The organism is Microbacterium sp. AC132 (assembly GCF_979258525.1).
Genome location: NZ_OZ409862.1, coordinates 2,895,740 through 2,920,175 on the forward strand (window position 1 = coordinate 2,895,740; position 24,436 = coordinate 2,920,175).

19 protein-coding genes and 2 pseudogenes are annotated in these 24,436 nt (G+C 68.7%); 11 read left to right on the top strand and 10 right to left on the bottom strand.

What is annotated here, in order from left to right; genetic code table 11:
- The first annotated feature begins 55 nt into the window (after nt 1-55).
- The gene (locus ACZZZQ_RS13900) at nt 56-1,978 is read left to right on the top strand and encodes a BglG family transcription antiterminator (protein WP_463507781.1); all 1,923 of its coding nucleotides are present in this window, start codon (nt 56-58) and stop codon (nt 1,976-1,978) included.
- A gap of 8 nt (nt 1,979-1,986) precedes the next feature.
- Here ACZZZQ_RS13900 and ACZZZQ_RS13905 read toward each other — a convergent pair whose 3' ends face one another.
- Genes ACZZZQ_RS13905 through ACZZZQ_RS13915 form a run of 3 tightly spaced genes read right to left on the bottom strand, consistent with a single transcriptional unit; the run spans nt 1,987 to nt 4,756 of the window.
- Nucleotides 1,987-2,250 carry an HPr family phosphocarrier protein gene (locus ACZZZQ_RS13905; RefSeq protein ID WP_082297852.1) on the bottom strand — a complete coding sequence of 88 codons (264 nt, stop codon included), beginning with the start codon at nt 2,248-2,250 and terminating at the stop codon, nt 1,987-1,989.
- A 5-nt stretch (nt 2,251-2,255) separates the two neighbouring features.
- Entirely contained in the window at nt 2,256-3,926 is a 1,671-nt protein-coding gene (locus ACZZZQ_RS13910) for a phospho-sugar mutase (protein ID WP_463507782.1), read from the bottom strand.
- Nucleotides 3,923-4,756, bottom strand: coding sequence for a purine-nucleoside phosphorylase (locus ACZZZQ_RS13915; RefSeq protein ID WP_053096984.1), 834 nt, complete (start codon nt 4,754-4,756; stop codon nt 3,923-3,925). Before ACZZZQ_RS13915 ends, ACZZZQ_RS13910 begins: the two co-directional genes overlap by 4 nt.
- A 48-nt stretch (nt 4,757-4,804) precedes the next feature.
- Here ACZZZQ_RS13915 and ACZZZQ_RS13920 point away from each other — a divergent pair, with 48 nt between their 5' ends.
- Complete coding sequence (locus tag ACZZZQ_RS13920) at nt 4,805-6,259, top strand: NAD(P)H-quinone dehydrogenase (RefSeq protein ID WP_171821928.1); 1,455 nt, start codon at nt 4,805-4,807, stop codon at nt 6,257-6,259.
- 68 nt (nt 6,260-6,327) lie between these two features.
- Here ACZZZQ_RS13920 and ACZZZQ_RS13925 read toward each other — a convergent pair.
- Together ACZZZQ_RS13925 and ACZZZQ_RS13930 are read right to left on the bottom strand one after the other, a co-directional pair.
- A pseudogene (locus ACZZZQ_RS13925) lies at nt 6,328-8,093 on the bottom strand (acetyl/propionyl/methylcrotonyl-CoA carboxylase subunit alpha).
- A gap of 78 nt (nt 8,094-8,171) precedes the next feature.
- On the bottom strand, nt 8,172-8,810 hold the full coding sequence (locus ACZZZQ_RS13930; RefSeq protein WP_053099183.1) for a Maf family protein: 639 nt from the start codon (nt 8,808-8,810) through the stop codon (nt 8,172-8,174).
- 23 nt (nt 8,811-8,833) lie between these two features.
- On the opposite strand from ACZZZQ_RS13930, the gene ACZZZQ_RS13935 reads away from it, so the two are divergent.
- The 5 genes from ACZZZQ_RS13935 (at nt 8,834) to ACZZZQ_RS13955 (ending at nt 14,490) form a co-directional block, all read left to right on the top strand.
- The gene (locus tag ACZZZQ_RS13935; RefSeq protein ID WP_320489910.1) at nt 8,834-10,063 is read left to right on the top strand and encodes a class I SAM-dependent RNA methyltransferase; all 1,230 of its coding nucleotides are present in this window, start codon (nt 8,834-8,836) and stop codon (nt 10,061-10,063) included.
- 40 nt (nt 10,064-10,103) lie between these two features.
- On the top strand, nt 10,104-10,766 hold the full coding sequence (locus tag ACZZZQ_RS13940; RefSeq protein WP_053096978.1) for a response regulator transcription factor: 663 nt from the start codon (nt 10,104-10,106) through the stop codon (nt 10,764-10,766).
- Entirely contained in the window at nt 10,756-11,985 is a 1,230-nt protein-coding gene (locus tag ACZZZQ_RS13945; protein WP_400342063.1) for a sensor histidine kinase, read from the top strand. Before ACZZZQ_RS13940 ends, ACZZZQ_RS13945 begins: the two co-directional genes overlap by 11 nt.
- Entirely contained in the window at nt 11,982-12,992 is a 1,011-nt protein-coding gene (locus tag ACZZZQ_RS13950; protein ID WP_053096976.1) for a hypothetical protein, read from the top strand. Before ACZZZQ_RS13945 ends, ACZZZQ_RS13950 begins: the two co-directional genes overlap by 4 nt.
- 298 nt (nt 12,993-13,290) lie before the next feature.
- Entirely contained in the window at nt 13,291-14,490 is a 1,200-nt protein-coding gene (locus ACZZZQ_RS13955; protein WP_463507783.1) for an ROK family transcriptional regulator, read from the top strand.
- Between the two features lie 198 nt (nt 14,491-14,688).
- Here ACZZZQ_RS13955 and ACZZZQ_RS13960 read toward each other — a convergent pair whose 3' ends face one another.
- From ACZZZQ_RS13960 to ACZZZQ_RS13975, 4 genes and pseudogenes are all read right to left on the bottom strand, one after another.
- Nucleotides 14,689-14,922: an acyl-CoA carboxylase subunit epsilon gene (locus ACZZZQ_RS13960; protein ID WP_463507784.1), complete on the bottom strand. Its 234-nt coding sequence runs from the start codon at nt 14,920-14,922 to the stop codon at nt 14,689-14,691.
- Nucleotides 14,919-16,508 (bottom strand): acyl-CoA carboxylase subunit beta, encoded by a 1,590-nt coding sequence (locus ACZZZQ_RS13965; protein ID WP_463507785.1) that lies wholly within the window; start codon nt 16,506-16,508, stop codon nt 14,919-14,921. The genes ACZZZQ_RS13960 and ACZZZQ_RS13965 overlap by 4 nt, the downstream gene beginning before the upstream one ends.
- Before the next feature lie 108 nt (nt 16,509-16,616).
- Nucleotides 16,617-17,590 (bottom strand): annotated as a pseudogene (locus ACZZZQ_RS13970) (hypothetical protein).
- Nucleotides 17,591-17,670: 80 nt separating this feature from the next.
- The gene (locus tag ACZZZQ_RS13975) at nt 17,671-18,363 is read right to left on the bottom strand and encodes a phosphocholine cytidylyltransferase family protein (protein ID WP_053096968.1); all 693 of its coding nucleotides are present in this window, start codon (nt 18,361-18,363) and stop codon (nt 17,671-17,673) included.
- Nucleotides 18,364-18,614: 251 nt separating this feature from the next.
- Here ACZZZQ_RS13975 and ACZZZQ_RS13980 point away from each other — a divergent pair, with 251 nt between their 5' ends.
- From ACZZZQ_RS13980 to ACZZZQ_RS13990, 3 genes are read left to right on the top strand one after another with little or no spacing between them, the layout of a single operon-like run.
- Complete coding sequence (locus tag ACZZZQ_RS13980; RefSeq protein ID WP_463507786.1) at nt 18,615-20,330, top strand: ABC transporter ATP-binding protein; 1,716 nt, start codon at nt 18,615-18,617, stop codon at nt 20,328-20,330.
- Nucleotides 20,306-21,871 (top strand): hypothetical protein, encoded by a 1,566-nt coding sequence (locus ACZZZQ_RS13985; RefSeq protein ID WP_394194772.1) that lies wholly within the window; start codon nt 20,306-20,308, stop codon nt 21,869-21,871. The genes ACZZZQ_RS13980 and ACZZZQ_RS13985 overlap by 25 nt, the downstream gene beginning before the upstream one ends.
- Before the next feature lie 40 nt (nt 21,872-21,911).
- Entirely contained in the window at nt 21,912-22,178 is a 267-nt protein-coding gene (locus ACZZZQ_RS13990) for a DUF3039 domain-containing protein (protein WP_053096965.1), read from the top strand.
- A gap of 20 nt (nt 22,179-22,198) precedes the next feature.
- Here the strand turns inward: ACZZZQ_RS13990 and ACZZZQ_RS13995 are convergent, their stop codons facing one another.
- A complete protein-coding gene (locus tag ACZZZQ_RS13995; RefSeq protein ID WP_285364258.1) occupies nt 22,199-23,524 on the bottom strand; it encodes a nicotinate phosphoribosyltransferase in 1,326 nt (441 codons plus the stop codon).
- 75 nt (nt 23,525-23,599) lie between these two features.
- Between ACZZZQ_RS13995 and murI the strand changes: the two genes are divergently transcribed.
- Nucleotides 23,600-24,433 carry a glutamate racemase gene (gene murI, locus ACZZZQ_RS14000; protein ID WP_463507787.1) on the top strand — a complete coding sequence of 278 codons (834 nt, stop codon included), beginning with the start codon at nt 23,600-23,602 and terminating at the stop codon, nt 24,431-24,433.
- The last annotated feature ends 3 nt before the right edge of the window (nt 24,434-24,436 follow it).

The following is a 24,436-nucleotide window of genomic DNA, read 5'->3' on the forward strand; positions in this document are numbered from 1 at the left end:
TGACATCATGGAAGTCACGTCAGGACAGTGCGGTCGGCACGGAGGAGGGAGCATCATGTCGCGACAGCGTCAGGATCAGCTCCTGTCGTCCCTGCTCCGTCAGGGCGAGTGGGTGACGGCCGCCAGTCTCGCCGATCAGCTCGGGGTCACCCCGCGCAGCATCCGCTCGTACGTCGCCGCGCTGAACGCGAGAACCGGTGGAGCGGATGCCGTCGAATCGGGCCCGGCGGGATACCGTGCCGGGTCGGGGGCTCGCGACGCACTGCGCGCGCGGCAGAGCGGCGACTCCGCCCCGCGTGACCGACTGCACGGTCTCGTCCGCACCCTGCTCGATGTGCCGGACGGGGTCGACGTCTTCGCCACGGCCAGTGCGCTCCATGTGAGCGAAGCCACTCTCGAGGCGGACCTCGCCCGCGTCCGCACACTGCTCGACGGCACCGATCTCGCACTCGAGAGAGACCGCGAGATCGTGCGACTGCGAGGCAACGAGGCGGCACAGCGTCGTCTGCTGTCGCGACTCGCACATGACGAGATGGATGCCGCGTCGTTCCACCCCGAGACGTTCCGCCGAGCGCTCGCCGGAGGAGTCATCGCCGCCGACGCCGTCGGGCCTTTCAAGTCCGAGCTCGTGCGCGAACTCGGAGAACAGGGCTACTACGTCAACGAGCTCGCGATCTCCGATGTCCTTCTGCACATCGCGATCGCCGCCGAGAGGGTTGCGGCCGGCCACGCGCTCGAAGCCGGTCCTGCCGGTGCGCGGGAGGAGATCCCGCGGGTCGGGGCTGTGATCGCCCGGCTCGCCCAGCAGCACTTCTCGGTCGCGCTGGGCGACGGGGACAGCGGGCATCTCGCGTCCCTCGTCCTCACGCGCATCGTGGCTCCGGGGGAGGACGCTGCGGGCGATGTCGCCCGCAGCGGCGTGGACCCGGGTGTCGAGGCGGCCGTGCGTGCGGAGATCGCGAGGGCGGCGGAGGATTTCCAGGTCGACCTGGTCGACGAGACCTTCGTGCTGCGCCTCGCCCTGCACGTGCAGAACCTGATGCGTCGCGCCGAGGAGAGCGCGCTGACCCGCAATCCGCTCACCCGCTCGCTCAAGACCTCGTATCCGATGATCTTCGAGGTCGCGGTCTCGATCGCCAGCGGACTGCACGATCGCCTCGGCACGCCGATCCACGACGACGAGATCGCCTACATCGCGATGCACGTCGGCGGACGACTCGAGCGCAGCCGCAAGGCCGAGTCGATCCTCACCGCGACCATCGTGTGCCCCGGGTATTACGAGCTGCACGAGCTGCTCCGATCGAGCGTCGACCGCTCGCTCGGGTCCGCGATCGAGGTGACCAGCGTCATCACCAAGGTCGACCCGGACTGGGCGTCGTTCGACACCGACCTGGTGCTCAGCACGATCGAGCCGGGCGCTGCCGGCGATCGCTTCGTCCGCATCCAGCCGTTCCTCACGGATGCCGATGTCGACCGGATCCAGCAGGCCGCGGCACGCGTCCGGCGGGGCCGACGCCTCACCAGGCTCCGTGGCGAGCTCGCACGATACTTCGATGCCGACGCCTTCGTCTATCCGCTGCCCGATGCGGGGGAGGAGGCGATCATCCGGCGACTGGGCGGTCTCCTCGTGGATGCGGGGCTGATCGGCCACGACTACGTCGAGAACACCATCCTCCGCGAACGGATGTCGTCGACGGCGTTCACAGACGCGCTCGCGGTGCCGCACGCGCTCCAGATGACCGCCACGCGCACCGCGATCGCGATCGGCGTGACGGACGGGTCGGCAGCGTGGGGTGAGGGCCGCGTGCAGGTGGTCGCTCTCGCCGCCTTCAGCGAGAGCGACCGCGCCGCGTTCCAGACGGTGTTCGAGCAGCTCGTCGAGGTGTTCAGCGAACGGGAGAGCGTGCAGCGAATCCTCCGCCGGGGCACCACCTTCGAGGCGTTCCTCGACGAGCTCGTCGCCGTCATCGACGGGTGACGGCCGGGTCAGCCCTGAGGGTCGAGGACGCCGGCGAGGGTGTCGAGCACGGCGTCGGCGCCGGCCGAGTCCGCCGTCTCGAGCACCACGGCATCGCCGGGCGCGAGTGCGAGGTCCATCAGCGCGAGAACGCTGCTGAGGTCCACGACCGCGCCCGACGACGTCCGCAGGGTCACCGCGTGCGAATGCGCCTGCACGAGCCGCACGAGCTCGGCGACGGGGCGCGCGTGCACTCCGTTGTGCGCGCTGATCACGACATGTCTTCTCGGCATGCGGCCTACGAGCGTTCTTCCAGGAGCAGGCGCACCGCGGCCTCGAGCTCGGCGACGGTCGCGGTGGCGCGCTCTGCGGAGTCCGCGGCCGCGTCGATGTAGACCTTGAGCTTCGGCTCGGTGCCGCTCGGACGGACGATGATGCGCGAGCCGTCCGTGAGTCGATACCGCAGCACGTCGCCCGAGGGCTGCCCTGCGTCGGCGTGCAGCAGATCCTCCGCGGAGGCGATCGCGTGGCTGCCGAAGTGCGTCGGCGGCAGCGTGCGCAGCGAGAGCATCACGGTGCCGATGACCGAGAGGTCCTGCACGCGGACCGACACCTGACCGCTGGCGAAGTGACCGTACGTGTCACCGAGCTCGGACAGCAGGTCGGCGAGAGAGCGTCCGCGCTCGTGCGCCTCGGCGGCGAGTCCGAGGATCGCGACGGTCGCCGAGATGCCGTCCTTGTCGCGCACGGTCTCGGGATTCACGAGGTAGCCGAGTGCCTCCTCGAAGCCGAAGACGATGCCGGGGGCGCGGGAGATCCATTTGAAGCCCGTGAGCGTCTCGTGGAAGTCGAGCCCGTGATGGGCGGCGACGGCACTGAGGCCGGGCGATGAGACCAGGGAGCACGCGAGCGATGCACCCGGCGTGCCCTCGGCGGCCCTGGCGGCGCGAGCGCCCAGGAGGAGCCCGACCTCGTTGCCGGTGAGTCGCCGCCATCCGCCCTCCGACGACGCGTCCGGGATCGCCACGGCGAGTCGGTCGGCATCCGGATCATTGGCGATGATGAAGTCCGCCTGCACGCGGCGGGCCCGGGCGAAGGACAGGTCCATCGCCCCCGGCTCCTCCGGGTTGGGGAACGACACGGTGCGGAACGTCGCGTCGGGTTCGAGCTGCTCTCCGACGACCATCGGCTGAGGGTATCCGGCGGCCGCGACGATCTTCGACAGCGTCTCCCAGCCGACCCCGTGCATAGCGGTGTAGACCCAGCGCAGGTCGGACGCGCCCGCTGGTGCGGGAGCGACCGCCGCTGTCGCGGCGACGTACGCGTCGACCACGGCTTCGCCGGCCGTCTCATAGTCGGTGGAGCGAGGCGACGACGTGACGTCGTCCGCATCGGCGACCCGCTGGATGTGCGCGGCGATCTCGGCATCGGCGGGTGCGACGATCTGCGAGCCCTGATCGGTGCCGCCCAGATAGACCTTGTATCCGTTGTCGTTCGGCGGGTTGTGCGACGCGGTCACCATGACACCGGCATCCGCGCCCAGGTGACGCACCGCGAACGCGAGCACGGGCGTGGGCAGCAGTCTCGGCAGCAGGATCGCGCGCAGCCCTGCTCCGGCGAACAGCTCGGCGGAGTCGGTCGCGAACACGCGGGAGTTGCGGCGTCCGTCATAGCCGATCACCACGGTCGGCGTGCGGCCGTGCGACTTCTCGCGCAGGTATGAGGCGAACCCGGCGGCCGCCTGCGCGACGAGCACGCGGTTCATGCGGTTGCTGCCGGCCCCCAGGGCTCCGCGGAGACCGGCGGTGCCGAACGCGAGTCGGGTGCTGAAGCGATCATCGAGGTCGGCGGCGGCCGACTCGTCGCCATCGGCTGCCCGCGTGATGACCACGGCCAGCTCGTCGCGGGTCTCGTGATCGGGGTCCTGTCTCATCCACGCGCGCGCCTGCGCGAGACGCTCGTCGTTCACAGCGCCTCGACCACTCGGGCCAGCAGCGCCGAGATGACCGGTTCGGCCTCTCGACCGGCCTCGATGACCTCAGCGTGGCTGAGCGGTGTCTTCTGGATGCCGGCGGCGAGGTTGGTGATGAGCGAGAACCCGAGGATCTCCATACCGGCCTCGCGAGCGGCGATCGCCTCAAGCGCTGTCGACATTCCCACGATGTGTCCGCCGATGTGCTTGGCCATCTGCACCTCGGCCGGCGTCTCGTAGTGCGGGCCGCGGAACTGCGTGTACACGCCCTCGTCGAGCGTGGGGTCGACGCTCCGGGCGATGTCGCGCAGACGCGTCGAATAGAGGTCGGTCAGGTCGATGAACGTCGCGCCCTCGAGAGGGGAGTCGGCCGTGAGGTTGATGTGGTCGCTGATCAGCACGGGCTGGCCGGGAGTCCACGTCTCGCGCACTCCGCCGGCGCCGTTCGTCAGCACCATGATCTTGGCGCCCGTGGCCGCGGCGGTGCGCACCGAGTGCACGACACGGCGCACGCCGTGGCCCTCGTAGTAGTGGGTGCGAGCACCGATGACGAGGACGTTCTTGCCATCGGGAGTGCGGATGCTGCGCAGGGTGCCCACGTGGCCCTCGAGAGCGGGCTTCGAGAAGCCGGTGACCTCGGTGGCGGGGATGGTCGCCGTGGTCTCGCCGATGATGTCGGCGGCCTTGCCCCAGCCGCTGCCGAGGGTCAGGGCGATGTCGTGCTTCTCGACTCCGGTCAGGCGCGCGATGTCGGCGGCTGCGTCGGCTGCGACCTCGAACGGGTTCGCATTCGGGTCGTCGAGGGGGTTGCTGTGTGTTTCAGACATGGATCCACTCTAGGAAGGTGCAGGCTCCGGGGCCAGGATTGCGGAAGAATGGAGATCATGTCTTCCACCCCTTTTGAGCGCACACAGCGCGTCGCCGTCCTCGGCGGCGGTCCCGGCGGTTATGAGGCGGCCCTCGCGGCCGCTCAGCTCGGAGCCGAGGTGACCCTGGTCGAGCGTGTGGGCGTGGGCGGAGCGGCAGTGCTCACCGATGTCGTCCCCTCGAAGAGCCTGATCGCCACGGCGGATGCCGCGGTCGCGATCTCGGAGGCCTCCGACCTCGGAGTGCAGTTCTACGCCAAGGGCGAGCACGGCAAGCCGCTCAAGCCCGAGATCGCCATCAACCTCGCCGCGGTGAACAAACGTCTGATCGCGCTCGCGGGCCAGCAGTCCGAGGACATGCGCACGACGCTGCTCGAGGCCGGCGTGCGCATCCTGTCCGGCCACGGCCGTCTGGAGGGACCGACGGCGATCGTGGTCTCGACCGGGCAGAAGGGCACCGACTTCGACCGCGTCGAGGCCGACACGATCATCGTGGCGGTGGGCGCGTCGCCGCGCGAGCTGGATTCGGCCAAGCCCGACGGCAAGCGGATCCTCACGTGGACGCAGCTGTACGACATGAAGGCGCTTCCCGAGCACCTGATCGTGGTCGGCTCCGGTGTGACGGGCGCCGAGTTCGCGTCCGCCTACATGAACCTCGGCGCCAAGGTCACGCTGATCTCCAGCCGCGAGCAGGTGCTGCCGGGTGAGGACCAGGATGCCGCGCACGTGCTCGAGAAGGTCTTCAAGCGCGGGGGGATGACGGTGCTCTCCAAGGCCCGCGCCGAGAAGGTCGAGGTCACCGAGGACGGCGTGCGTGCGACGCTCTCCGACGGCCGCACGGTCGAGGGGAGTCACTGCCTCATGGCGGTCGGCTCGATCCCGAACACCGCTGGCATCGGTCTCGAAGACGCGGGAGTCGAGCTCGACGAGACCGGGCACGTGCGGGTCAACCGCGTCGCGCGCACCTCTGTGCCCAACGTCTACGCCGTCGGCGACTGCACGAACTTCTTCCCGCTCGCCTCCGTCGCGTCTATGCAGGGCCGCACGGCCGTGTTCCACGCGCTGGGCGACATCGTGATCCCTCTGGAGCTGATCAAGATCACCTCCAACATCTTCACGGCGCCCGAGATCGCCACGGTCGGCTATTCCGAGAAGGACGTCGAAGACGGCGTCGCGGACGGCCTCGTCTACAAGCTGCCCCTCGCCGCGAACCCTCGGGCCAAGATGATGGGCATCAAGGACGGTTTCGTGAAGCTGATCGCACGCAAGGGATCCGGCACCGTGATCGGCGGCGTGATCGTCGCGCCCAAGGCCTCCGAGCTGATCTACCCGATCGCGGTCGCCGTGGAGCGTCGTCTGACGGTCGACCAGGTCTCTCGCGTCTTCGCGGCATACCCGTCGCTGTCGAGCAGCATCACCGACGCGAGCAGGGCGATGCACCTCGTCAACGCGAACATCTCCTAGATCCGCCGCGGATCAGACGAGAAAGGCGCCCCGCAGCAGCGGGGCGCCTTTCTCGTGTGCGAGGGTGGTCAGCTGATCGTGAGCAGCTGGTGTCCGGCCGAGACCGTCGCACCGGCGACGGCGCCGATGTTGCCGATCGTGCCGTCCTTGTGAGCCTGCAGCGGCTGCTCCATCTTCATCGCCTCGAGGACGACGACCAGATCGCCCTTGACGACCTGCTGCCCCTCTTCGACGGCGACCTTGACGACGGTGGCCTGCATCGGCGACTTGACGGCGTCTCCCGATGCGCCGGCGCTGACCGAGGTCGCGTGGCTGCGGCGGGACGGCGGAACCGCGGCCGGTCGTCCTGCCGTGCCGGCCGCCACCGCGACGCGATCGGGAAGGCTGACCTCGAGGCGCTTGCCGCCGACCTCGACCACGACGGTGTGCCGGTTCTCGCCGGCGGAGGGCGACTCGAGCTCGCCGTCCCAGGCGGGGATGTCGTTCTCGAACTCGGTCTCGATCCAGCGGGTGAAGATGCCGAACTCGCCGTTCTCCGCGGTGAACGCGGGGTCGTTCACGACCTTGCGGTGGAACGGGAGCACGGTGGGCAGACCTGCGACCTCGAACTCCTCGAGGGCGCGGCGCGAGCGCTCCAGGGCCTCGGCGCGGTCCTTGCCGGTGACGATGATCTTCGCGAGCAGCGAGTCGAAGGCGCCCGAGACCGAGTCGCCCGCGGTGACGCCGGAGTCGAGGCGGATGCCGGGTCCGCCGAAGGTCTTGAAGACGTGGATCGGACCCGGCTGCGGGAGGAACCCTCGACCGGGGTCCTCGCCGTTGATGCGGAACTCGATCGAGTGTCCGGTCGGCTTCGGGTCGTCGTAGTCGATCGTGCCGCCGGCGGCGATGCGGAACTGCTCGCGCACCAGGTCGATGCCGGTGACCTCCTCGGAGACGGGGTGCTCGACCTGCAGACGGGTGTTGACCTCGAGGAACGAGACGGTGCCGTCGGCGCCGATCAGGAACTCGCAGGTGCCTGCGCCCACGTAGCCGACCTCCTTGAGGATGGCCTTCGATGCGGAGTAGAGCAGGTCGTTCTGCTCGTCCGTGAGGAACGGCGCGGGCGCCTCCTCGACGAGCTTCTGGTGGCGGCGCTGCAGCGAGCAGTCGCGCGTCGAGATGACGACGACGTTGCCCTCGGCATCCGCCAGGCACTGGGTCTCGACGTGTCGCGGCTTGTCGAGGTACTTCTCGACGAAGCATTCGCCGCGGCCGAAGGCGGTGACCGCCTCGCGGGTGGCGGATTCGAAGAGCTCCGCGACCTCGTCGAGCTCGCGGGCGACCTTCAGGCCGCGACCGCCGCCGCCGTACGCGGCTTTGATCGCGATCGGCAGACCGAACTCCTTCGCGAAGGCGACGACCTCGTCGGCCCCGGAGACGGGTCCCGGCGTTCCGGGAGCGAGCGGCGCGCCGACCTTCTCGGCGACGTGGCGGGCGGTGACCTTGTCGCCGAGCGCCTCGATGGCGTCGGGGAAGGCCCGATCCAGGTCATCCCCGCACCGATGACGGCGCGGGCGAATTCGGCGTTCTCGGCGAGGAAGCCGTATCCGGGGTGCACGGCGTCGGCGCCGGCGCGGCGGGCGACCGAGAGGATCTTCTCGATCTGCAGGTAGGTCTCGGCGCTCGTGGCGCCGCCGAGGGCATAGGCCTCGTCGGCGAGGCGGGTGTGCAGAGCGTCGCGGTCCTGGTCGGCGTACACGGCGACGGAGGCGATCCCCGAGTCGCGAGCGGCACGGATGATGCGGACGGCGATCTCGCCGCGGTTGGCGATGAGCACCTTGGCGATATCAGGCATGCTTGCCAGCCTAGCGAGAAGGCTCCCGTTCGCTTTGACGACTCTCCACAAGAAAGAGGCGGAAACGTCGACGAGACTCTACGACCAGAGGTCGGTCCACGTGACGCCGAGATCGGCGGCGAGGCGGCGCACGGTCGACAGCGACATCCCGACCACCGTCGACGGGTCGCCGTCGACGCGGGTGATGAAGGCGCCGCCCAGACTGTCGACCGTGAACGCACCGGCGACGAGCAGGGGCTCACCCGAGGCGACGTAGGCGGCGATCTCGGCATCCGTGACGTCATCGGCGAAGGTCACCGAAGCCTCGGCCGTGGCGGTGGCCTCGACCGGGTCGGTGCCCGGCGAGACACGGAAGACCGAGTGCCCCGAGTGCAGGATGCCGGTGGCCCCGCGCATCTCCTGCCAGCGTCTGGTCGCCTCCTCGGGCGTGTAGGGCTTGCCGTACACGCGCCCGCCGAGTTCGAACATCGAGTCTCCGCCGATCACGATGCCGTCGAACTCGCCGTCCGCAGAGAGGCGCTGCGCGACGTCCGCCGCCTTCGCCCGAGCGAGCAGGAGCACGAGGTCCGCCGGAGTCAGCTCCGCGCCCCGTTCGGCCGCGGCAGCGGCGGCGACCGCATCCTCATCCACTCCCGGCGACTGGGTCAGAGGCTCGATACCCGCCTGACGCAGCAGCATGAGGCGGGCGGGCGAGGTGGAGGCCAGGCAGACGCGCATGTTCACCACCGTATCCTCGAAGGATGACTTCCTCCCCAGTCCTGCTCGATCTGGACATCACCGGCATCGCGCACGGCGGCACGTTCATCGCCCGACACGAAGGCCGGGTCGTCTTCGTCTCCGACGCCATCCCCGGTGAGCGGGTCCGCGCGCGGCTCACCGAGGACTCCACGGGTGAGTCCAAGAGCTTCTGGCGTGCCGAGACTGTCGAGGTCCTGGACGCCTCGCCGCATCGTCGCCCGCACATCTGGGCGGAGGCCGACGTCTCCCGCGCGCCCGAGAACCGGCCGGGGGGCGCCGACCTGGGGCACATCGATCTCGCGCATCAGCGCGTGCTCAAGCGTCAGGTGCTCACCGAGGCGCTCGATCGTTTCGCCGGACCCGGTCTCGAGGCTCCCGAGATCGAGGCCGTGGACTCGACCGACGGAACCGGCTGGCGCTCCCGGGTGACCCTGCACGTCGACGACCAGGGGCGCGTCGGACCCTACGCCGCTCGCAGCCACCGGGTGATCCCGGTCAGCTCCCACCCGCTCGCGCGTCCGGCGGTCGCACAGGCGGCCCTCCGTCTCGCGGGTGGCGAGGCGGGCAGCGTCGACCTGGTCGAACCGGGCGACGGCCAGGTGCGGGTCATCCGACGAGATCGCCTCGACGAGCGACCGGCCAGGGGGCAGCACCGCCGCCCGGCGCCCGAAGTCGTCTACGAGCAGGTGGGCGATCGCCGGTTCCAGGTCGACGCCGGTGGATTCTGGCAGGTGCACCCGCGAGCCGCATCGGTGCTCGACGGCGCCGTCTACGGCATCCTCGACGGGCACGTCGATCCGGAGGCGACGCACTTCGACCTCTACGGAGGAGTCGGGCTCTTCGCCGCATCGCTCGCAGACCTCGGTGGCACCGACATCGTCACCGTCGAGTCCAGCAGGCGGGCGACGACTCACGCGCAGCAGAACCTCGCGCCCCTCGCCGTGAATGCCGTCACAGCACGGGTCGACCGCTATCTCGCCGGTCTCCCCTCCGACACGCGAGCAGGAGCGGTCGTACTCGATCCGCCGCGTGCCGGTGCCGGACGCGCGGTGGTCGATGCACTGAACTCTCTCGCCCCCGAGGCGATCGCCTACGTCGCGTGCGACCCTGTGGCGTTGGCGCGGGACCTCGGAACCTTCCGCGACCACGGGTGGAACGTGGGGACGCTGCGCGGCTTCGACCTGTTCCCGCACTCGCATCACTTCGAGGTCGTCGCGCTGCTCACCCGGTGATCGTGATCTGCGGGGGCTGAGTACTCAGTAGGCTGGGCGGATGAGCAGGGTCGCACTCATCGACGATCACGAATCCGTCCGCCTCGGTCTCGAGGCGGCGTGCGCTCGTGACGGAGAGCAGACCGTCGTCTTCTCCGGGAGCACGGTCGTGTCCTATCTCGAGTGGAGGTCGACGACGTCGTCGCAGCCTGCCGACGTGGTGGTGCTCGACCTCACCCTGGGAGACGGCACCACGGTGACCGAGAACGTCCGGTCTCTCGTCGCCGACGGCGCGAGCGTCGTGATCCACAGCGTCGCCGATCGACCGGCGGCTGTGCGCGAGGCGCTCGCTGCCGGTGCAGCCGGCGTCGTGAGCAAATCCTCTGCGCTGGACGACGTGCTCGACGCCATCCGCACTGTCGCGCAGGGCGAAGCCCTCAACAACGTCGAGTGGGCGAGCGCTGTCGACGGGGATCGCGACTTCGCGGACGCCCAGCTGTCGACACGCGAGCGGGAGGTGCTCCGGCTGTATGCGACCGGCCTGCCGCTGAAGGCCGTGGCCGAGCGCCTCGGCGTCGCGTACTCGACCGCCAAGGAGAACATCACCCGGATCCGGGTCAAGTACGTGGAGGTCGGGCGACCGGCCCCGACGAAGGTCGACCTTCTGCGGCGAGCGATGGAGGATGGGATCGTCGCCGCAGACGGGGCGCCGAGTGGCCGCTGACCCGCTCAGCATCCGGGAGGCATGGAGCAAGATCCCTTCGCCCGGCAGCGTGGAGACCGAGTTCGAGCGCTTCACCGGCAAACGCATGGAGCGCATCCTCGCCACGGTCGTCGCGATCGGATCGGGTGTTCTCGGCGCACAGGCACTGATCGCGGGGGTCACGACGACGGGATCGGATGCCGCGCGCATCACGATGCTGCTCGTGGTCTTCGTGCCGCTGATCGTCATGCTCGTCGCGTGCGTCATCGGACGTGGCGTCAGGACCGCGTCCGGCGCGTTCGCCATCGTGTACACACTCGCGCTCGCCGCCTGGCCGAGTCTGGTCGACCCTGTGGGCAGAGCCGCCGACCAGCCGTGGATCTTCTTCCTCGTCAACGTGGGCGTCGTGGCTGCGATGCTCGCCTTCCCTCTGTGGCTGCAGTTCGTCTGGGCGGTGTGCCTGCCGTTCGTCTACGGCTATGTCCGCCTCGTCGAAGGCGATTTCTCGCGAGACTTCTGGGTGACGACGGCGTTCGACGTGTCGTTCACCCTGATCCTCGGATGCGTCATCATCGCGTTGGGATGGATGTTCCGCTCGGTCGCCGCGGGTGTCGATGAGGCCCGGGCCCGAGCCGTCGCGTCGTACGCGGGGGCCGCGGCAGCCGCCGCAGCCGAGGAGGAGCGTGCGGCGATGTCGGCGCTCATGCACGACAGCGTCCTCGCAGCGCTGATCGCGGCGGAACGGGCCGAAGGCGATCGGGCGCAGGACCTCGCCGTGGGGATGGCCCGGGAGGCTCTCACCCGCCTGGCGAACACCGAGGCCGCGGTGGCCCAGGAGGGCAGCGACGAACCGGTGGGCGCCGCTCAGATCGTCGTCGAGCTCCGTCGCGCGCTGTCCGAGCTCGGGGCGGATGCGATCGTCGAGGAACGGGGAGGGATCGGACTGATCCCCGGGCGCGCGGCGAGAGCACTCGTGCTCGCCGCCAGACAGGCGCTCGGCAACGCGGTCACCCATGCGGGTGGGCGCGGGCTGCACATCCTCGTCGAGGGCCGCGGTGACGAGGGGATCACGGTGACGATCTCGGACACCGGCCCAGGATTCGATATCGGGGCCATCGGCGCCGACCGCCTCGGGATCAGAGCGTCGATCTTCGCACGGATGGCCGGGGTGGCGGGCACCGCCGAGATCGATTCGAGAGAGTGCGGCACCACCGTGACGCTGGGCTGGGAGCGGCCATGAATCGCACGGTGCGCAGTGTCGCGACGTCACTCGCGGTGGGCTTCGCGATGTACTTCGCCGCGAGAGGGGTGTGGTGGATCGAGCAGCCCTCCGCGCCGTTGCTGATGGTCGCGGCGATCGCGCTGTACCTCGTCGTCGTCAACGTCGCGATCCTCTGGGACTCGGCGATCTCGGTGCGGATGCCGCTCTGGGCGGCGCTGCTGACGCTGGTCTCGAGCGTCCTCATTCCTATTCTCGTGACGCTGTCACTCGATCCGCTGACACGCACGGCGCCGTTCGCCACCTGGTACATCGGTGCGCTCGGTCTGATGGGCGTGGTGTGCATCGTCCGGCGCCGCTTCGTGATCGGCTGGCTGGTGGTGCTCGTCCTCGTCGCCACATCGTCGGTGTATCTGGGTGTCTTCGTGGCGCTGTCCCTCGGCCTGGTGGGCTCGCTCGTGTGGGTCGCGATCGCTCACCTCCTGGTGATCTTCTGGGACAGAGCCGTCCGCGACACCGAGCGCCTCGCCGGCATCCAGCAGGCGGTGTCCGCCTGGCACGCGACCCAGCAGGTGCGCCAGAAGGAACGTCGTCTGCGCACGCAGTTCGCGCTGGCGGTCGCGGGGCCGGTGCTCAGTCGCACCGTCGCATCGCGTGGCGCGCTGAGCGAGGAGGAGCGTCTGCAGGCGCGTCTGGCGGAAGGTCGCCTGCGCGACGAGCTCCGGGGAGCCGATCTGCTCAACGATGCGGTGCGGGATGCGATCGAGGACGCGCGTCGCCGCGGTGCCGTCGTCACCGTCTTCGACGAGGGCGGCCTGGACGACGTCGATGAGGGACGACGCGCGATGATCCGCGACGAGCTCGCCCGGGTGCTGCGCGATGCGGATGCGGAGCGGTGGATCATCCGAGCGGCCAGGGATGCTCACACGGCCGTGACGGTGGTCGGCCGGGCCGGCGCCGGCGGGCAGAGCGATGACGATGCCGTCGACGTGTGGCACGAGATCCCGAGAGACGCTCCACGCCAGTGAGGCCCCTGTCCTCGGCTCTGGCCGGGGGAGGGGGTCAGAGTCGAGGTCAGACAGAGTGGGCGAGGGGCGGCGAATCCGCCAGCCCCTCGCCATGCGGACCAGTTACCCGAAAACCGTCCGCTGGTGGCCGGTCTGCGTCTATCTACCCTGGGACAGAGAGACCAGCCGAACGCGAAGCGTCTTACTCAGTCTCATGGTTAGTCAAGTCGTTGTCTGTAGGTATTTTGGGGGACACGGAATCGACGCCGGTGCGAGATGATGAGGCATGGGAATGCGTCGCGGAACCAATCTCCCCCGCATGGGTGACTTCAACCAGTCCGTCATCCTCGAGGCCATCCGCCGGTCCGGAGAGGGACTCAGCCGGATCGAGCTCGTCGATGCGACCGGCCTCTCGGCGCAGACGATCACGAACATCACCCGTCGCCTTCTCGACGAGGGGCTGATCACCGAAGCAGGGCGGACCATCAACGGGCCCGGCAAGCCGCGAGTCACGCTGCGCCTGGTCGCGGAGAGTCGTTTCTCGGTGGGGGTGCATCTCGACCCGTCGGTGATCACCTTCGTGCTGCTGAACATGTCCGGTGCGGTGATCGCACGACGCGTCGTGCGCACGCAGGACCGGGACCCGCACCGCATCGTCGAGACGATGGCGCAGACGATCGATGGCCTCGTCGACGAGGCCGGCATCGATCGCGCACTCGTCGCCGGGGTCGGCGTCGCTGCCCCCGGGCCGCTCGACGCGGCGAAGGGCACGGTGGTGGACCCCCCGAAGCTCGACGGATGGCATCGGGTGCCGCTGCGTTCCGTTCTCGCAGAAGCGACGGGCTTCGAGGTCACGCTGGAGAAGGACACCACTGCCGCCGCAGTGGGGGAGCTGTGGACCGGCTCCGCGACAGCCGAGGACTCGTTCCTGTTCGTCTACCTCGGCACGGGGCTCGGAGCCGCCGCAGCGCGTGAGGGGGTCGTGGTCACAGGCAGCACCCACAACTTCGGCGAGATCGGCCACATCATGGTCGACCCAGACGGGCCGCCTTGCGCGTGCGGCTCGCGAGGATGCGTCGAAGTGGTATGCACCCCGCAGGCGATCGTCGAGCAGGCGGAGGCGGCCGGGGTGTTCCGCGATGAGCCGGACGATCGAGGTGCGCGCGGGGTGGAGGAGCGGTTCGCCCGCCTGTGCGAGCTCGCTTCCGGGGGCGAGATCCGCGCGCTGGGCGTTCTGCGTCGTTCTGCCGAACATCTCGCAGTGCTGATCTCGGTGCTCACGAACATCCTCGATGTCGATCGTGTGGTGCTCGGCGGGCCGTTCTGCGCCCCTCTGTCCGAGGTCTATCTGCGCGAGATCCCAGAGCAGCTGAACCGTCGCAGTGCGACGAGGTCGGTTCGGGCCTTGCGCGTCGACAGCGCGGTGGTGGGAGAGGATGTCGGTGCCGTGGGGGCCGCCTGCGTCGTGCTCGACGCGGTGCTCACGCCTCGAGCATCCGACCTCTACCTCGAGGATTGAACGGCGCCATCAATTCGCATACCGGTATATCGGTTGGAGCGCCCTCAGTGATTACTCCAGTCGATGTATTATCGAAGAGATGCGCCGTCTGGGGTTTACAGGTGCCAGGGGCGACGGCCCCGCATCAATCGGAGGGTCGTCTGCGTGGCCCGGTAGCTGGGGGGCTCCGGGTCTCGCAGACTCTCCGATACGAGGGCGTCAGCGTGCGAAGCGGCCCCACGGGATGTCTCGTCGCAGTGCGCGTCGCAGCGGTCGCTGGGTGCGGGCCCACGCCGACACGCGAGGCTCCTCGGCCACGGCATCCGCCGCCTCCTGCGAGTAGGCGTCGCTCACCACGGCAATGAGAGCGGCGAGCTCCTCCTCGGTCGCAGCGCCTCGGGTGATCTCCATCGTCGGGAGCTGGCGCTCGTCCGACGTCGCGGGCTCGGTCACAGCGGGATGTTCCCGTGCTTCTTGGGGGGCAGCTCGGCGCGCTTCCCGCGGAGGGCTCGGAGCGCCTTGGCGATCGAGACTCGGGTGTTCGCCGGTTCGATGATGCCGTCGATCTCGCCGCGTTCGGCGGCGAGGAACGGCGAGGTCACGCTGTAGGTGTACTCGTTCGCGAGCCGCGTGCGCACGGCGGCGACGTCCTCGCCGGCCTCTTCGGCACGCTTGATCTCGCCGCGGTAGAGGATGTTGACCGCACCCTGGCCGCCCATCACGGCGATCTCCGCCGTCGGCCAGGCGAGGTTGACATCGGCGCCCAGCTGCTTCGATCCCATCACGATGTAGGCGCCGCCGTAGGCCTTGCGCAGGATGACCGTGACCAGCGGCACGGTCGCTTCCGCGTAGGCGTAGATGAGCTTGGCGCCGCGGCGGATCACGCCGGTCCATTCCTGATCGGTACCGGGGAGATACCCGGGCACGTCGACGAGCGTGACGATAGGGATCGAGAACGCGTCGCAGAACCGCACGAATCGGCTGGCCTTCTCGCCCGCCTCGATGTTGAGCGTTCCGGCCATCTGGGACGGCTGGTTGGCGATGATCCCGACCGAGCGCCCTTCGACCCGGCCGAAGCCGATCACGATGTTCGGCGCGAAAAGCGGCTGGACCTCGATGAAGTCCCCCGCGTCGACGACATGCTCGATGACCGTGTGGATGTCGTACGGCTGATTGGGGGAGTCGGGGATGATCGTGTTCAGAGAGCGATCGGCATCCGTGGTCTCCCACTCGAAGCCGCTCTCGTACCCGGGGATCTCCGCCATGTTGTTGTCGGGGAGGAAGCCGAGGAGCGTGCGGGCGTAGTCGATCGCGTCGTCCTCGTCCTCGGCGAGATAGTGGGCGACACCCGAGCGAGTGTTGTGCGTGAGGGCTCCTCCGAGCTCCTCCATGCCGACGTCCTCGCCGGTGACCGTCTTGATGACGTCCGGGCCGGTCACGAACATCTGGCTGGTCTTGTCGACCATGATCACGAAGTCCGTCAGAGCGGGGCCGTAGACGGCTCCACCGGCGGCCGGGCCCATGATGATCGAGATCTGCGGGATGACCCCCGACGACCGAGTGTTCAGGCGGAAGATCTCGCCGTACTTGCTGAGGGCGAGCACGCCCTCCTGGATCCGGGCTCCGCCGGAGTCGAGGATGCCGATGATCGGCATACCGCCCGACAGCGCAAACTCCATGATCTTGATGATCTTGTCGCCGGAGACCTCGCCGAGAGATCCGCCGAACGTGGTGAAGTCCTGCGAGTACACCGCGACCGTGCGGCCGTGGATCGTGCCCACACCCGTCACGACGGAATCGCCGTAGGGCCGGTTGCGATCCATGCCGAACGCGGTGGTGCGATGGCGCACGTACTCGTCGAACTCGACGAAGCTTCCGGGGTCGACGAGCAGTTCGATGCGCTCGCGGGCGGTCATCTTGCCCTTGGCGTGCTGCTTCTCCTGCGCGACCTTCTCGGCGTCGACAACGGCTTCGTTGTAGCGAGCGCGGAGGTCTGCGATTCTGCCGGCGGTGGTCGAGAGTTCGGGCTTGTCCGTCACGGATTCCACCCTATCGTCGCGGTGGCCCCGTCCGTTGGATGCTCGCTACAACGGGTCGTCAGATCCTTTGGCGGCTCTCGTGAACCCCGCGTGTCCCGAGGGCGGCCGTCACTCGCGGTGTTCGGCACCGAGCGTGCCCGGCAGGTCGTGGGTGCCGGCCTGCTCGATCTCGCCGACGTCCTTGTTGCGGCCACGTCCGACCGACGCGATCTTCCGTCCCGCCCAGCCGACGCCGCGGACCGCCGATCCGGCCGCTCCGGCCACGGCGCCCCCGACGAACTGGGCACCGTGCAGCATTCGCAGCTCCATCTTCTCCGCGCCGGCGACGGGCTCCAGCTCGAGCGGCATGTCCAGAGGTGCCGCTCCGAATGCGTGGTGCGACGTCGTCAGCACGCGGCGTCCGAGAATGTGGTTGCCCGCGCCTCCGACGGCCGCGCCGACGCCGAACGGCAGTGCCTTCCCGATGAACGAGGCACCGCCCTTCGCCGCGAACTGCTTCACGAACATGCTCTTCAGTCGATCCACGAGGGGGCCGACGGCAGCGCGCGGCAACGACTTCGTCACCATCTCGCCCCAGTACGACGACCTCGAGCCGCCGCGGCCGGTGGCCTCGCCCGCCAGCTGTCCGACGAGGGCCACGCCCTCCTTGCCGAGCATGAGGGTCATCACCAGCGCGCGGGCCCGGTCGGGGTTCGACACCGCGATGCCATGGACCTCTGCGACGGACTGCGCGAAGAGCGCCGTCGATTCGACGAAGCCCACCGTCTCGACTCCGGAGAGGGCGAGCGTGATGCCGGTGCCGATCCCCGGCACGACGGCGGTGGCTCCGACCGCCGCGCCGCCCGTGGTCACCGCCGCGAGATAGCGCCGCTCGAGGATGCGGATGATCTGCTCGGGCGAAGCGTGCGGGTTGCGCAGGCGGATGCTGCGGATGTGCGCCAGCACGAGCGGGCGCTGGATCGCGAGAACGCGGTCCAGCCCGCGGACCATCAGCGGATGCTCGGCCGAGCCGACGGGCGGCACCCCCTGTCCCACGCGGCGTCGTCGGGGAGGGAGTGGATCTTGTGCACCTTGGGGGCCATGGATCGATCCTAGGAAGCCAGGCCGCGAAAAAGCCGAAAGCCCGGCTCCCTTGACGGGGCCGGGCTTTCGTGGAAGGCGATCAGACGAACAGGTTCGCCCGCTCGAGGTCCTCGGCGAAGTCGACCTCGACCGCGTAGAGATCGGAGACGTCCATCGGCTCGAGGAGCAGGCCGTCTTCGGCGATCGCGAGCTCGAGGCCGCGCTCGAAGTAGTCCTGGTCTTCGACGCGCTGCAGCTGGCGCATGAACGCCTTCTTGTCTGCGGAGGAGATGTAGTTGATGCCCACAGCCTCACCGAGACCGCCCTTGACGGTCTTCGACAGCTCGTTGATGAAGCCCTCGGCCGTGACCGTGTACTTCACCTCCTCGTCGCTGACTTTGGAGGTGTTCACCGTGACGAAGGACTGGTCGCGCTCGATGTACGCCGCAGCGCGGCCCAGGATCATCGGGTCGAACACCACGTCGCCGTTCATCCAGAGCACGCCCGACTTGCCGGTGGCGCCGAGAGCGCGCAACAGGCTCTTCGACGTGTTGGTCTCGTCGTAGCGCTCGTTGTGCACGTAATTGACGTTCGGGAACGCCTCGATGATGGTCTCTGCGCGGTACCCGACGACGGCGGTGATGCGGGCGTCCGATCCGAAGGCGGCGCGGATGTTGTCGTGCTGCTGGCGCATGATCGTGCGGCCGTCGCTCAACTCCGTGAGCGGCTTCGGCAGCGCGCGGCCGAGGCGTGAGCCCATGCCTGCTGCGAGGATGACGGTCTGAAGAGTCACGAGTGCTCCTAAATGAAGTATGTGTTCATGGTCGGTTCACCGACCGGACACTTCGTCGTGCCGAGAGCCATGCTAGCGATCCCGCCTGAGAACCCGCGGGGGTTGACATCGCTGTGGCCAATTCGTGATCCAGTACACACCCAACACTCAGATTCGTCCAGATCCGGAGTGAAATGTCCAACGGGCTCACCAGGTCGGCGAAATGTTGCGGTGACCCGAAGAAATCCTGCCCCCGTTGATACCGTAGGACGGTGACTGCTTCTTCCCCCGACGATCCCGCTGCTCAGGCGGTCGACGCCACGCCCGCCGCCCCGAAGAAGACTTCCGCTCGCACGACGCCTGCCAAGAAGACGGGTGGAGCGCGCGTTCCCTCCAAAGCTGCGGCGGACAAGGCCGCGGTCACCGTCGAGGTGGTCGCCGAACCGGCGCTGAAGATCGACCGGACCACCGAGAGCGGCGCTCCGCGATCGGCGGCATCGAAGAAGACCACCGCCGCTCGCACGACTGCCGCCAAGAACGCGACCCGCGACACGACCGCCCGCGCGGCTGGGGCGAAGACGTCATCGGCGCGATCCGCTGCTGCCAAGACCACCGCTGCGAGGACCACAGCCGCGAAGACGGCTGCGGCCAAGACCGCTGCTGCGAAGACCTCAGCCGCGCAGGGATCCACTCCGGCCGCCAGGGCGGCCGCGGCGAAGACGGTCGCCGCCAAGGCTGCGGTGGAGAAGAGCGCGTCGGCGAAGTCCGCAGCACGCACTTCCGCGGCGAAGACCACGGCGGCCAAGGCCGCGGCCGCGAAGGCCGCTGCGGCGAAGACAGCTGCCGCGAAGGCTGCTGCGGCCAAGGCCAAGGCCGAGGCCGAGGCAGAGGCGGACGCTCAGGTCGAGAGCGAAGCGGCGATCGAGATCGAGATGCCGGCTCCTGCCCACGTTCAGGGAGACGAGCCTGAGGCTGCAGCCGAGGGGGCGAAGACAGATCTGCCCGCTCCGGCGGAGGAGACCCCTATGAACGACGCCGCACCGGTTGTCGACGCGACGCCGGTCGACGACGCCACGCCGGTCGACGACGCGACGGCGGACGTCGCCGACGCCACCGCGTCTGCAGAAACGGCATCCGCCGACGAGAGCACGACATCCGAGATCTCCGAGCCGGTGTCCGATGCGGACGCGACCGAGGAGGCTGTCACCGGAGTCGAGGCGGCCTCCGGTGCGGAGGCCATCCGCATTCGAGGCCTCGTCAAGAACTTCGGGGATCACACTGCGGTCAACGGCATCGACCTGACGGTGCCTGCAGGTTCGTTCTACGGCATCGTCGGTCCCAACGGCGCCGGCAAGACGACGACCCTGTCGATCGTCGCCGGGCTGCTGCGCGCCGATGCAGGCGACATCGTGATCTGCGGCATCGATCAGTCGGCGAAGCCTCTTGCCGCGAAACGCATGATGGGTGTGCTGCCCGACCGGCTCCGCACGTTCGATCGACTCACCGGGCGGCAGCTGCTCTACTACTACGGGCTCCTGCGGGGGCTCGCCTCGGCGGTCATCGAGAAGCGCGTCGCCGATCTCGCGCGCGCGTTCGATCTCGGAGAGGCGCTCAATCGCGTCGTCTCCGACTATTCGGCCGGTATGACCAAGAAGATCATGCTCGCGGGTGCCATGATCCACTCGCCGAGGGTCCTGGTGCTCGATGAGCCGTTCGAGGCCGTCGATCCGGTGTCCTCCGCGGTCATCCTCGACATTCTGCGCGCCTATGTCGCGCACGGCGGAACGGTGGTGCTCTCGAGCCACGGGATGGATCTCGTCGAGCGGGTCTGCTCGCGCGTCGCGATCATCGTCGGGGGAGAAGTGCTCGCCGAGGGCACCATCGACGAGGTCCGCGCAGGCCAGACGCTCGAAGCGCGGTTCGTCGAGCTGTCCGGTGGCATCGGCGAGGTGGAGGGGCTCGAGTGGCTGCACACGTTCTCCGACTGAGAGCCGCGCTCCTGATCGGATCGCTCCGCGGCGAACGTCGGGTGCGGACGCTCGTCATGCTCGCCGTCGTGGCGATTCTCACGGGTGTGGTCTGCGCGGCGATCCTCAGCCTCGACGACGCACCCGTCGCTGTCGCGCGCACGGTCATCGTCCTCGGCAGCGCGGCACTGCTCCTGGGATTCCTGGTGGGTCCCATCCTCGTGGGTGCCGTGGATCAGCTCGATCCCCGCAGATTCGCCGTGTTCGGGGTCGACGAGCGGCAGATGCCATGGATCCTCGCGCTCGCCTCACTGGTCAGCGTTCCCAGCCTGGCTCTCATCGCTGTGAACATCAGCGTGTGCATCGTGGCGATCAGGCTCGGAGCGCCGTGGTTCATCGCGGTGCTGATGAGCGTCGTCTGCCTGTTCTCGACGGTGCTTGCGGCGCGTATCGGCATGGCGGTGAACGCGCTGCTGCTGCCGGAGCGTCGATCGCGCGAGCTCACCGCCCTCTTCGCGCTGGCCGTGATCGTGATCGCATTCCCCGTGGCCGTGTTCCTCGCCTCGCTCAAGTGGGACGGGCAGGTCCCCGCCGCAGTGGGGGCGCTGACGGCGACGATCGGGTTCACCCCTTTCGCCGCATCGTCGAGGTTCCTGTTCTCGTTCGCGACGGATGACGATGCCGGCAACTGGATCAGCGGGATCGTGGCACTCCTCACCGCGGTGGTGCTCTGGGCGGTGTGGTCGTGGCTGGTTCGCAGACTGCTCACCACGACCGAGCGTCCTGTGGCCTCTCGCGAGCGCTCCGGTCTCGGCTGGTTCGGCCTGCTTCCGTCGAACGCCTTCGGTGCGATCGCGTCTCGCAGCCTCGTCTACTGGCTGCGTGACCGCCGCTACATCATGAATCTCATCGTGGTCCCGATCGCCGGCGTGCTGTCCGTCCTGCCACTGCTCGTCGCGGGCGTGCCGCTCGAGATCGCCGCTCTCGTGCCCGTTCCGGTGATGGCCCTGTTCTTCGGCTGGCTGCCACACAACGATGTCGCCTACGACTCCACCGCACTGTGGACGCACGTGGCGAGCGGCGTGCGCGGCATCCCCGATCGTCTGGGCCGACTCGTCCCGGTGATGCTCGTGGCCGTTCCCGTGCTCGCGATCGCTGTGCCTCTCACGATGCTCTGGATCGATGACTGGCGTCTCCTTCTGCCCCTCACCGGCCTCGGGGCCAGCCTGCTGCTGTCGGCGCTCGGCTTCTCGAGCATCGTCTCTGTGATCGCACCGTACGCCGTGTCGCGTCCCGGAGACAGCCCGTTCCAGCAGCCTCAGCGGCCGACGTCGCGTGGCGCGTACGGTCCTGCTGCGGCGTTCCTCGGAGCGATCCTCGTGAGCGTGCCGACCATCTGGCTGCTCGTGCTCACGATGCTCGAGGGATCGCAGTTCGCCCCCGCGACGTTCTGGGCCGGACTCGCGACAGGGGTGGCGCTCTTCGCGATCGGTGTCGGCGTCGGCGGGCGGATCTTCGAGCATGAGGGCGAGCGACTGATGGAGTTCGTCGAGACCGCGTGACGACCGCCCAACCGGGTGCGTCCGAGGCTAGACTCTCGGCATGAGTACTCCGCTGGACAGCCCCGATCAGGGCGGCGTGGCAACGCTTGATCGCGAACTGGAAGAACTCCTCCGCGAGGAGAATGTCGAGCCGGGCGACCACGAGCGCTTCTCCCATTACGTCAAGAAGGACAAGATCCTCGAATCGGCGATCACCGGTAAGCCGGTGCGTGCGCTGTGCGGCAAGAAGTGGACGCCGGGCCGTGATCCGGAGAAGTTCCCGATCTGCCCCACGTGCAAGGAGATCTACGAATCGATGGTCGGCTGAACTGAACCGCCTCGGCCGCGTCAGCTCGCGTCGACGTAGACGGTGGGGATCGCCGGGTCGGACTTGCTCAGGGCGAGCGCTCTGACCGGAAGCTCCTCCCGCACCCGCAGATGGTGCGCTCGGGCAGAGGCCGTTCCTTCGGGTCCTTCGAACGAGTCGTCGATCTCGCCGTTCTCGACGAAGGTCGTCTGCAGCGCCCGCCCGTCCGAATGCTCGGCCGGGGTGTCGAGTTCCTCGAATCCGTCGGAGACGACGACGGTCTCTGCCTCCGCCACCCCGTCGACGAGGGTGCGGAACGCTGCTTTGCGCCCGCCGTGAGATGCCTTGTCGGTCGACGCCTTCGCGACGCCGATCCATGCGCCGTCCGAGTCCTGTCGCGCCACGAGCTTGTAGACCATGCTCGCGGTGGGGTATCCGGATCCCGTGACCACCGACGTGCCCACGCCGTAAGCGTCGACGGGCGACGCGGCCAGCGCGGCGATCGCATACTCGTCGAGATCGCTCGTGACCGTGATGCGTGTCCCGGTCGCACCAAGCTCGTCGAGCTGCGCCCGCACCTCGGCGGCGACGATCGGCAGGTCACCCGAGTCGATCCGCACGCCGCCGAGTCCCGTACCTGCGACGCGGATGGCCGTCTCGACCCCGGCGCGGATGTCGTAGGTGTCGACGAGCAGGGTGGTGTCGGTTCCCAGAGAGTCGATCTGCGAGCGGAACGCCTCCTCTTCGGTCTCGTGCAGCAGGGTCCAGGAGTGCGCGGCCGTGCCCATGGTGGGGATACCCCAGCGTCGTCCGGCCTCGAGATTGCTCGTGGCCCGGAAACCGGCGATGTAGGCCGCTCGCGCGGCTGCGACGGCGGACTGCTCTGCGGCACGCCGAGAGCCCATCTCGGCCAGCGGACGCTCGCCCGCCGCGATGCTCATGCGGGAGGCGGCGGTGGCGACGGCGGAGTCGTGGTTGAGCACGCTGAGAGCCAGGGTCTCGAGCACGACAGCGTCGGCGAAGCTGCCCTCGACCGTGAGGATGGGGGAGCCGGGGAAGTACAGCTCGCCCTCGCGGTAGCCACGGATGGAGCCGGTGAAGCGGTAGTTCTCGAGGTACGTCAGGGACTCGGCATCCACCACCTGGTTGTCACGCAGGAATCGCAGTTCGTCATCCTCGAAGCGGAACTGTCGCAGCAGCGTGAGGAGCCGACCGGTACCGGCGACGACTCCGAAACGTCGTCCTCCCGACAACCTGCGTGAGAACAGTTCGAACACGCTCGGCCGTGATGCGGTGCCGTCGCGCAGTGCGGCGGCGAGCATGGTCAGTTCGTAACGATCGGTCAGAAGCGCCGTGGACGTCGTCATCCGCTCAGCTTAGTGAGGGGAGCCGTCCGGGTCGCTGAGCGTGACGCGCGCCGCACGCGGGTAGGCTGGGTAGTCATGAACGACGCCCCGATCGGAATCTTCGACTCCGGTGTCGGCGGACTCACGGTGGCCCGGGCCATCCGAGCCCAGCTGCCCCGGGAATCGTTCGTCTACATCGGCGACACGGCTCACTCGCCCTATGGCCCCAAGTCGATCGCGGACGTGCGGCGCTACAGCCTCGAAGTACTCGATTCCCTGGTCGACCAGGGCGTCAAGATGCTCGTGATCGCCTGCAACACGGCATCGGCGGCCATGCTGCGCGACGCCAGAGAGCGCTACGACATTCCGGTCGTCGAGGTGATCGGCCCGGCGGTGCGACGAGCCGTGTCGACGACTCGCAACGGCCGCGTCGGGGTCATCGGCACCGTGGGGACGATCGGCTCCCGCGCCTACCAGGACATGCTCGAGGTGAACGAACGGCTCGAGGTCTTCACCGCGGCGTGCCCGCGTTTCGTCGAGTTCGTCGAGGGGGGCATCACCGGCACGCCTGAAGTGCTCGCCACCGCCGAGGAGTACCTCGCGCCGCTCCGCGAGGCGGATGTCGACACACTCGTTCTCGGCTGCACCCATTACCCCTTCCTGCGTGGCGCGATCAGCTACGTGATGGGGGAGGGGGTGACCCTCGTCTCGAGTGATGACGAGACCGCCGGGGATGTCTATCGCCAGCTCGTGCGAGGCGATCTTCTCGCGTCTCCCGACGCCACGGCCACGTACGTCTACGAGGCGACGGGGGACTCGACGACCGAGTTCACCGCCCTCGCCAACCGCCTGATGGGCCGGGAGGTGCGCGACGTGCAGCTCGTGCAGACCGGTGTCATCACGCTTCCGGAGCCTGTCCCCGGACAGTAGCCC